The sequence below is a fragment of the Nocardia pseudovaccinii NBRC 100343 genome, assembly GCF_001613225.1.
GTDB lineage: Bacteria > Actinomycetota > Actinomycetes > Mycobacteriales > Mycobacteriaceae > Nocardia > Nocardia pseudovaccinii.
On sequence record NZ_BDBY01000335.1, the window covers coordinates 1 to 9,348 of the forward strand.

Sequence of the window (9,348 nt, forward strand, 5' to 3'; positions counted from 1 at the left end):
TGTTCTGCTGCACTGCCATCGTGATGACGAATACCGCGATCACGCCCAACACGGCGCCCGCGACCGCACTCGCAACACCAGGGACAGCAAACTTCATCGCGGCACTCCAATACATCGATGCAGGCACATTCTGGGCCAACCTAGCAGGGCCGCGCGCGATCACCTACGTTCAGGCCATTGATAGCTGAACCAAATAGCGGGCGCGGGTCGCTCAGCTCGGGATGGCGCAGTGCAAACTGCCGAGCAATGTGCGCAGTTTGGCGGTGGTCTCGTCCAACTCGGCGTGCGGATCCGAAGCGGCCACGATGCCGCCGCCCGCGAAGGCACGGATCGAGCGCCCGTCGGCGGCGATTTCCGCGCTGCGAATCGCGACCACCCATTCGCCGTCACCGTACGCGTCGCACCAGCCGACCGCGCCGCCGTAGAAGCCGCGTTCCTCTTCTATGTGCGCGATGGTGTCGAGGGCGAGATCGGTCGGCGTGCCACAGACCGCGGGGGTGGGGTGCAAGCGGATCGCCAGGTCGAGCGCGGTCGTCGCGGGATCGCGTAGGCGACCGGTGATCGGAGTGGCCAGATGCCAGACCTCGTGGGTATTGATCAGCTGCGGGCCGTCCGGAATGGTGAGTTCCGCGCAGACCGGCGCGAGCACCTCCCGAATCCACTCGATGACGAACGCATGCTCATCACGATTCTTGGTGCTGGCCAACAACTCTCGCGCCTGCGCGGCATCGTCGTCCGGATCGGCGAGGCGCGGCGATGTCCCCGCGAGCGGATGCAGCGTGACGGTCGCGCCATGCCGTGCGACCAGTACCTCCGGGGTGGCGCCGACCAGCGTCGCACCCGGGCGGCCCGCGGCCGTCAGGTCGACCGCGAAAACATTCGCATGCGGATGCCTGGTCAGCAGATGTCCCGCGACCAGCTCCGGTTCCAGCGCGCTGTCGGCTTCGGCCAGCACCGATCGAGCGGCCACGACCTTGCGCAGCGGCTGCGCCGGATCGTTCAGTTGCTCGACCAGTTTCGTCACCCGCGCGACATGCTCTGCCGGACTCGGTATTTCGGTGATGACCCGAACGGCGGGCAGGTCCGGCAGAGCCGCTGGCCGCCATGGCCCGACCGTGCGCTGTGCCTGCTCGGGCACGCAAAGCGCGGCCGAATTCCGGGGATCGAACGGCAGGGCGCCGACGATCAGCTCGGCGGTTCCGTCCCGCAGCGCCGCCACCGCCCGCGCCGCCTCGTCGAAGGTGACCCGGGTCCCCGACGCGCGGATCACCCCACCGGGCTGAGCGAGCAAGAATCCGTTCATGATCCCTCGACCCTAATGGGAGTTGATCGGCGAGCCTACGACTGGGAGTGATCGGTCGGGGTGAGGCTGATCAACCGAGCCGCCGACCGGTGAGCACTGCTCGACCCTGGAGCGATGTCCGATTCCTAGGGTTAGATCGTGCCCCGGCCGGTCGGTGAGGCTGCCTATAGCGCTGATGGGATGTCGTGCCGGTCGAGCACTGATCCATTAGGTCGCCGCCAGGTTGCCTTGGGCTCGAACACATTTCCGCTGATCGGCACGAGAAGGGGTGATCCATTGATCTTCGTCGGCGATGACTGGGCCGAAGATCACCACGACGTCCACATCATGAACGTAGACGGCAAACGGCTGGCCTCCCGTCGCCTCCCCGAGGGATTGGCGGGCATCAGCATGTTCCATGACCTGGTGGCCGCCCATGCAACCGATCCGGGCGAGGTCGTGATCGGCATCGAAACCGACCGCGGTTTATGGGTCGACGCGCTGGCCACCAGCGACTACCAGGTGTATGCGGTCAATCCGCTCGCGGTCGCCCGCTACCGCGACCGCCATCACGTCTCCGGGGCGAAATCCGATGCCGGGGACGCGAAACTGCTGGCCGATCTGGTGCGCACCGACCGGCACAACCATCGGCGGATCGCCGGTGACAGCCCGCACGCCGAGGCGATCAAGGTCCTCGCTCGTGGACACCAGAACCTGATCTGGGCCCGCAACCGCCACACCAACGCGCTGCGCTCAGCGCTGCGCGAGTACTACCCCGCCGCCCTGGACGCTTTCGATGACCTGGCCTGCCGCGACGCACTCGCCGTGCTCGGGCGCGCACCCAGCCCGGCCGAAGGCACCCGACTGAGCATGTCCGCGATCCAGGCCACACTCAAACGTGCTGGGCGCCAACGCAATATCGAACAACGTGCCCAGCAGATCCAGGCCGCACTACGCACCGGCCACCTCATCGCAACTGACGCGGTCACCACAGCGTTCGCCACCACCACCCGCGCCGCGGTCGGCATCATCGCCGAGATCAACACCCAGATCAGCGAACTCGAAGCCGGCCTGGCGACCCATTTTGAGGCACACCCGGACGCCGACATCTACCTTTCCCTGCCAGGACTCGGTGTCATCCTCGGCGCCCGGGTGCTCGGTGAGTTCGGGGACGACCCGAACCGTTACAGCACCGCCAAGTCTCGCAAGAACTACGCCGGAACCTCACCATTGACCATCGCGTCCGGGCGAAAACACGCCGTGCTGGCCCGACACGTCCGCAACCGACGCCTCTACGACGCCATCGACGCCTGGGCGTTCTGCGCCCTCACCCGCAGCCCCGGCGCCCGCGCCTACTACGACCAGCACCGCACCGCCGGAGACCTACACCACCAAGCCCTACGCGCCCTGGGCAACCGCCTCGTAGGCATCCTCCACGGATGCCTACGCCACCACACCCTCTACAACGAAGAAACCGCCTGGGCACACCGACAAACCAACCAAACCACCAAAGCCGCTTGACACCTACGGTCCTGGGATGTCTAACCCCGCAAACCTGGAGCAGAGCCACTCGAGCGATCCAAATCTCAGCGGCGCGGTTCCTTACCCGGCGGCACCATGAGCACCGGACGGTGGCAATGCTTGAGTACGGCGTCGGCGACGCTGCTGTGCATCAGCGCTCGAATGCCGGTGGCGCCGCGCGTCCCTGCCACGATGATGTCGACGTCGAGGTCGTCGGCGGTTTCGACGATGGCGTTCCAGATCGTCGATGTGCACTCCGCGGTGCGCGCCTCGGCGTTGAGACCGGCGAGTTTGGCCAGGCGGACGCCCTCGATATTGGTATTGCGGGCATCGACGTAGGCGACGTCCTCGATCTCCTCGTCGGGCACCCATTCCGGCTGCATCACACCGGAGAGTCCGGACAGCCGAGCGGCCTGGCGCACCATGGGTTCCCAGGCGGTGAGCACCACCGCTCTGTTCGCCGCGAGGAACCGTCCGGCGTATTCGATGGCCCGCTTGGCATTTTCGGAACCGTCATAGGCAATGAGCATGAGATCGCACGGCACGATGACCTCCAGGTAGGAGTCATTTGGCTACGTCACAACATTACTCCCGACAACCCCGTCACGAGGTATTGCGGCGCGCGGATAATCTGCTGCGGGAACGGATTGAACGGCGAAAAAACCGACTGGGCGACACGGACCAGGAGCGGATATGTCCGATGCGAACGAACTGGTGTTCTTCGGCAGGCACGAGATCGACCCCCGGACCCTGCTGTTCTATGAATGGCGGCAGCGGCTCGAATCGGGCTATCCGGTGGCCGAGTTCGAGTCCGAGGTGCGCGCGCTCGTCGCCGTAGATCATGTCGAACCGGCCGAATGCTGGACGGTTTTCGATCGGTTGGAAAGCACCGAACGCGATCCCGAATGGGGTTATGACGAATCCGAAACCGCGGCACCGCAGTCGGTAATCCGGCCGGTCGCGCCGATACCCGAGCTGTTCGAGCGGATGCACGGCGGTTGGCTCGGGCGCTGCGTCGGCTGCACGCTCGGCAAGCCGCTGGAAAACGGATTCGTCTGGACGCCCGCGCGAATCCGCGCCTATCTCGAGCGTGCCGGTGCCTATCCGCTGATCGACTATGTCCCCGCATTATTGCCGCCGTCGCCGGAATATCCGTTGAACCCGACGTGGCCGGTATCGGCAAAAGGCCGCATCGACGGTGCACCGCGCGATGACGATGTCGATTACACCGTGCTGGGATTGCACCTATTGGAAACATGCGGAACGAATTTCACGCAATCCGATGTCGCGGATGCCTGGTTGGCACATCTGCCATTTCTGCAGACCTACACCGCGGAGCGGGTCGCTTACCGCAATCTGATCGCCGGTCGGAAACCGCCGGAGGTGGCCAGGTATCGAAATCCGTACCGCGAGTGGATAGGCGCGATGATCCGCGCGGATATCTACGGTTACGTCAACCCGGGTAAACCGGCGCGCGCCGCCGAACTCGCCGCCCGCGATGCCGGGCTTTCGCATACCGGCAACGGTGTGTACGCGGCGATGTGGGCTGCCGCATTGGTAGCTGCGGCTTTCACTGCCGAAGGCGTACCGGAGGCGCTTTCGGTTGCCCAGCAATGCATTCCGGACCGTTCCAGGTTGCACGTCGCGGTTGCCCAAGTGATCGCGGACCATGACAGGGGCATGTCATGGGAGCGGGCCCTCGAAGCCATCCACCGCCGCCACGATCACTACAACTGGGTGCACGCCATTCCGAACGCCTGCCTGGTCACCGCCGGTTTACTCTGGGGCGCAGGCGATTTCACCCGCACCATCGCGCTTACCGTGCAGGGCGGCTGCGATACCGACTCCAATGGCGCGACGGCGGGTTCGGTCGCCGGAATCCGCGCCGGTGCCCGCGGAATCCCGGCCCACTGGACCGATCCGTTCCACGACCGACTGCACAGCGCGGTCTTCGGCCACGACGGCAGCCGAATCTCCGACCTGGCCCGCCGGACGCTGCGACTGGCCGCTAGCCATACCTGAGTCGGACCGTCCGGAGCACGCCGATTACCGTGGACTTATGCGGAAGACGCCTCTCGTTCTGCTCGCAATCCTGGCCGCCGTCGCGACGGCGTGCTCGAACGGCGACTCCAGTCCCGCGCCGTCGAAATCCGCGATTCCCGCCGTGACGGCCGGTTCCGCGGCTCCCGCCACCACCACCGCCAAACGTGACTGCGGTGCCGACTACCTCGCGAAACTCACCCTGCGCGAGAAACTGGGGCAACTGCTGACGGTCGGTGTCACCGGTGCCGACGACGCCACGAATGTGGTGCGCAATTCGCAGGTCGGTGGCATTTTCGTCGGCGGCTGGACCGATAAGTCGCTGCTGGGCGACGGCCTGATCAAACAGGTCAAGGCGGCCGCCAAGGTGCCGCTGATGGTGACCATCGATGAGGAGGGCGGCCGCGTCTCCCGGGCCAAGGATCTGATCGGGGTCGCCCCATCGGCCCGGGTGACCGCCCAGACCATGACCGCCGATCAGTTCCATGACACCACCGTGACCCGCGGCCGCGCACTGAAGGATCTGGGCGTCACGGTGGACTTCGCCCCGGACGTCGATGTGAGCAGTCAGCCCGACGACTCCGTCATCGGTGACCGGTCCTTCTCCGACGATCCCGCGGTGGTCACCGAATACGCAGCCGCCTACATCCGCGCCATGAACGAGGTCGGCGTCGGCACGGTGATGAAGCACTTCCCTGGCCACGGCTCCGGATCGGGCGATTCGCACACCGGCGCCGTCCGCACCCCGCCGTTGACGCAGTTGCAGAGTGTCGATCTCGTGCCGTTCCGCAATCTGGTCGACTCCGGCGCCGCCGCCATGGTCGGCCACCTCGACGTACCCGGCCTGACCACCCCCGATGTCCCCGCCAGCATCAGCCCGGAGGCCATGGCGCTGCTGCGCGACGGCACCGGCTATGGCGCGGCGCCGTTCCAGGGGCCGATCTTCACCGACGACCTCGGCGGCATGGCCGCCATCACGAGCCGGATGAGCATCGAGGACGCGGTCGAGGCGGCGCTGATCGCCGGTGCCGACAATGCCCTGTGGATCACCACCGATGCGGTGCCGCAGGTGCTGGATCGCCTCGAGCAGGCGGTATCGAGTGGGCGCTTGTCCGCCGAGCGGGTCGACGCCTCGGTGCTGCGGATGGCTCGATTCAAGGGCGCGCTGCAGTCCTGCTGACGGTTGGCCTTTCCCGCGACCCGCAAGCAGTCGCTGGTGGCTGTCGTATGTTGTACAGCCGCCTTATCGCCGTACACCCGTAGTATTCCTCTGCTGGACAGCTGAACAGCTGCGCCTGCGAATCCAAGGACATCGCGGTCCGAAGGATGGGAGCCGAGTGCCGATAGTTCGCCGAACTTACGAACGCGCAATCCGACCCGCCGAACTTACCTTGGAGTAATATAAGAGATTCACCATGTGGTAGGAGAGTGATGGCGGGCGGAACGAAGCGACTTCCTCGGGCGGTTCGTGAGCAGCAGATGCTCGACGCCGCGGTCGAGGTTTTCTCGCGTAGGGGGTTCCACGACACCTCGATGGACGCGATCGCCGCCGAGGCGAAAATCTCGAAGCCGATGCTCTACCTCTACTACGGCTCCAAGGATGAATTGTTCCGCGCCTGCATCCAGCGCGAGGGGCTGCGCTTCATCGAATCGGTGGCACCGGCGGGCAATCCGCAACTGTCCCCACATGAACAAGTGCGCACGGCGCTCGAGGGTTTCCTCGGATTCGTCGACCGCAATCGCAACTCTTGGCAGGTGCTCTACCGCCAGGCGATCGGCCAGCAGGCCTTCGCCTCGGAAATCGAAAACGCCCGCGAACGCGTCATCGAACTGACCGCCAAACTGCTCGAATCCAGCGCCAAGCACGCTGAACCCGGCACCAACTTCGATGTAGTCGCCGTGGCCGTCATCGGCGCGGGCGAAGCCATCGCCGACCGCGTAGCCACCGGCCGCATCGAAGTCTCCGAGGCCGTCGACCTCCTCGACGACCTCGCCTGGCGCGGCCTCGCAGGCCGCAAAAAGGCGGAATAGCCCTCCTGCTCGCGCCGAGGGTAGTCGAATGGTTGCTCAACGCACCGAACCCGACCACCATCTGGCTACCCTCGGCAATGAACGCTCGGGCAGGTGACCACAGCCCGTCCCCGGGATGTCGGTGCAGGACAACAGGACCCACCGCGGTGACCGGGGTCGGACTGCGGCAGCTGACAAGCACCGCCGGGCTTGCGGCGGCGTTGACGGACTGCCAGAGTGCGGGAGATCAAGAGAGTGGACCGGCGCAATGGCCGGGGAACGGGGCGGAATTGTTCGGGATGTTGCGGCCGTGTTCGCATGGGGCCGAGAAGTACGGAATCGATGCGAGCACGTGGCGGGCGCATATGTGTGGGCTGTGTCTGGGGCTGCGGGATGGACACGGGCAGTTGGCGCGGGCGGCGACCAATACCGATGCGATCGTCCTGAGCGTGCTGACCGAGGCACAGATGTCCGGCTCGATCGGGCGGACCACGGCGGCCCCGTGCGCGCTGCGGGGGATGCGTCGCGCCGAGGTGGCGAGTGCGGATTCGCCGGGCGTACTGCTGGCTGCCACCGCGTCACTGTTGCTGGGATCGGCCAAGATTCGCGATCATGTCGACGATGGTGACGGGTCCGTCCTCACTCGGCATCCGATGACGAAGGTGTCGAGCCGCTGGGCCGACCGTGCGCGCTCGCAGGCATCCATGATCGGCCTCGATGTGGAACCGCTTGTCGCCGCGATCAATTCGCAGTCGCACCTGGAAGCCCTCGCCTCGGTGGGTGCCAACCGCCGCACCGGTTCCGCGGCGGGTACGTCGGAAAACGCGTCTCGCACAATCTCTCTCGACGAGCTGACCGCACCGACACAGATCTGCGCGGCGGAATTCTTCGCGCACACCGCGGTGCTGGCCGACCGCCCCGATAACGTCGCCGCTTTGCGTGTGGCGGGCCGGAATTTCGGACGGATAGCGCATCTCGCCGATGCCGTCGCAGACTTCGACGACGACCGGACCCGCGGTCGCTTCAACCCGCTCGCCGCCACCGGAACCACCATGCCCGAGGCATACGATCTGCTGCGGCAATCGGATTCGCACCTGCGCAAGGCCGTCGCGGAGGCGAAACTCGACCAGGTCCCGACCATCCGCTGGATGCTGCTCGACCCGCTGCACGCCTTGGTGCGCAGAGTCGGCCGCGGTCTCGGCGTAACCGCCCACGCCTGCAGCACATCTCGGCACAGCGCGGCAATGCAGTACCCGATGCCGCCGGGAACGGGATTCGAAAAGCCGCCGCGTCGGCCCGGGATCGGCGAGGCGCTGGCATTGGTCTTCGGCGTCTACTGCACCGGCTACGCCTGCTGCGCCGACCACACCAACCCCTGCGACGGCAAGCGCAAGGACGCCTGGATCAAGAACTGCGACTGCGGCGATTGTTGTGACTGCGGCGATTGCAGCTGTAATTGCTGTGGCAACTGCTGCGACTGTGACGGCTGCTGCTGCGACGGTTGCGGCTGCGACTGCTGAAACTCGGCCCAGAAACGGCGAAGCCGCACTCCGAAACCAGGAGTGCGGCTTCGCCGTCGGGTCAGCGCAGGGTGGCCGTCAGATGCGGATACCCCTTCTTCGGGTTCAGCATCGCCAGGTCCCAACCGCCGTCGACCTGATCGGCGTACACATTCACCGTGGACGGCAGCAGGATCGGCTTGCCGAATTTGACCGCGTAGCCAGCCTTTTCGGGAATCCGCCCCTCCACATTCGAGAGGATGTTCGCGGCCGACCACATGCCGTGCGCGATCGCCTTCGGGAAGCCGAATGCCTTGGCGCCCAATGCCGAAGTGTGGATCGGGTTGTGGTCACCGGAGGCGGCCGCGTAGCGGGTGATCGTCTTCTGATCCACCCGAACGGTGCGCATCGGCGGCGGCGGAACCTCTTCCGGCTTCGGCTCACCCTTCGGCTCGCCCGAGAGCGAGGTGCGCTGCTGGTGCAGGAACGTGGTGACCTGACGCCACACCAGCTCCCGGCCGACATTCACCTCGGTGATCGCATCCACCAGCAGCCCCTTCGGGTGCTCGCGCAGATTCTCGATGTGCGTGGTGAAGTCGAGCGGTTCGCTCACCGAGATCTCGCGACCGCGCTCGATCAGATTCTGCGCGTGCACCGCACCCACCGCGACGAACGGAAAGTCCCGTGCCACAACCAGTTGCATCGCCAGCGGGAAGCTGAGGATGAACGGGTAGGTCAGCGGCAGCGAGTCGCCGAACCGCAGTCCGGTCGCCCGGCAGTACGCGGCCAGGTGATCCGGATCCACGCGCAGGCCCTCCAGCCGGACGACGCGGTCGGGCAGTGTCGCTTTGCGCCCCGAGACCAGCGGCACCGGCACCGCACCGAGCGCGGCCTTGACGAAAAGGCCGCTGTTCTTGGGAGGTTCGGTGAGCGTGATCGTCTCGGTCATCATGCTCCGATCAGGCTCTGACCGCAGACCCGAACCACATTGCCGCT

9 protein-coding genes are annotated in these 9,348 nt (G+C 65.9%); 5 read left to right on the plus strand and 4 right to left on the minus strand.

Annotation, left to right across the window (positions count from 1 at the left end):
* Together NP3_RS51235 and NP3_RS37240 are read right to left on the minus strand one after the other, a co-directional pair.
* Nucleotides 1-115: DUF2613 domain-containing protein (locus NP3_RS51235; protein ID WP_373864812.1), on the minus strand; the 115-nt coding region annotated here is incomplete at its 3' end.
* Between the two features lie 96 nt (nt 116-211).
* Complete coding sequence (locus NP3_RS37240) at nt 212-1,303, minus strand: isochorismate synthase (protein ID WP_063046416.1); 1,092 nt, start codon at nt 1,301-1,303, stop codon at nt 212-214.
* 276 nt (nt 1,304-1,579) lie between these two features.
* On the opposite strand from NP3_RS37240, the gene NP3_RS37245 reads away from it, so the two are divergent.
* Nucleotides 1,580-2,803 (plus strand): IS110 family RNA-guided transposase, encoded by a 1,224-nt coding sequence (locus NP3_RS37245; protein ID WP_084509517.1) that lies wholly within the window; start codon nt 1,580-1,582, stop codon nt 2,801-2,803.
* A gap of 65 nt (nt 2,804-2,868) precedes the next feature.
* On the opposite strand, the gene NP3_RS37250 is transcribed toward NP3_RS37245, so the two are convergent.
* The gene (locus tag NP3_RS37250; RefSeq protein WP_063046417.1) at nt 2,869-3,348 is read right to left on the minus strand and encodes a universal stress protein; all 480 of its coding nucleotides are present in this window, start codon (nt 3,346-3,348) and stop codon (nt 2,869-2,871) included.
* A gap of 148 nt (nt 3,349-3,496) precedes the next feature.
* Here NP3_RS37250 and NP3_RS37255 point away from each other — a divergent pair, with 148 nt between their 5' ends.
* The 4 genes from NP3_RS37255 to NP3_RS37270 all read left to right on the plus strand — a co-directional run bounded on the left by NP3_RS37255 (nt 3,497) and on the right by NP3_RS37270 (nt 8,373).
* Nucleotides 3,497-4,825, plus strand: a complete 1,329-nt coding sequence (locus NP3_RS37255; RefSeq protein ID WP_218025005.1) for an ADP-ribosylglycohydrolase family protein — start codon at nt 3,497-3,499, stop codon at nt 4,823-4,825.
* A gap of 37 nt (nt 4,826-4,862) precedes the next feature.
* A complete protein-coding gene (locus tag NP3_RS37260) occupies nt 4,863-6,023 on the plus strand; it encodes a glycoside hydrolase family 3 N-terminal domain-containing protein (RefSeq protein ID WP_063046418.1) in 1,161 nt (386 codons plus the stop codon).
* Between the two features lie 251 nt (nt 6,024-6,274).
* Nucleotides 6,275-6,874, plus strand: a complete 600-nt coding sequence (locus NP3_RS37265) for a TetR/AcrR family transcriptional regulator (protein WP_063046419.1) — start codon at nt 6,275-6,277, stop codon at nt 6,872-6,874.
* Between the two features lie 146 nt (nt 6,875-7,020).
* Nucleotides 7,021-8,373, plus strand: a complete 1,353-nt coding sequence (locus NP3_RS37270; RefSeq protein WP_245721266.1) for a DUF5685 family protein — start codon at nt 7,021-7,023, stop codon at nt 8,371-8,373.
* A 61-nt stretch (nt 8,374-8,434) separates the two neighbouring features.
* On the opposite strand, the gene NP3_RS37275 is transcribed toward NP3_RS37270, so the two are convergent.
* A complete protein-coding gene (locus tag NP3_RS37275; protein WP_084509518.1) occupies nt 8,435-9,301 on the minus strand; it encodes a MaoC/PaaZ C-terminal domain-containing protein in 867 nt (288 codons plus the stop codon).
* Nucleotides 9,302-9,348: the final 47 nt, after the last annotated feature.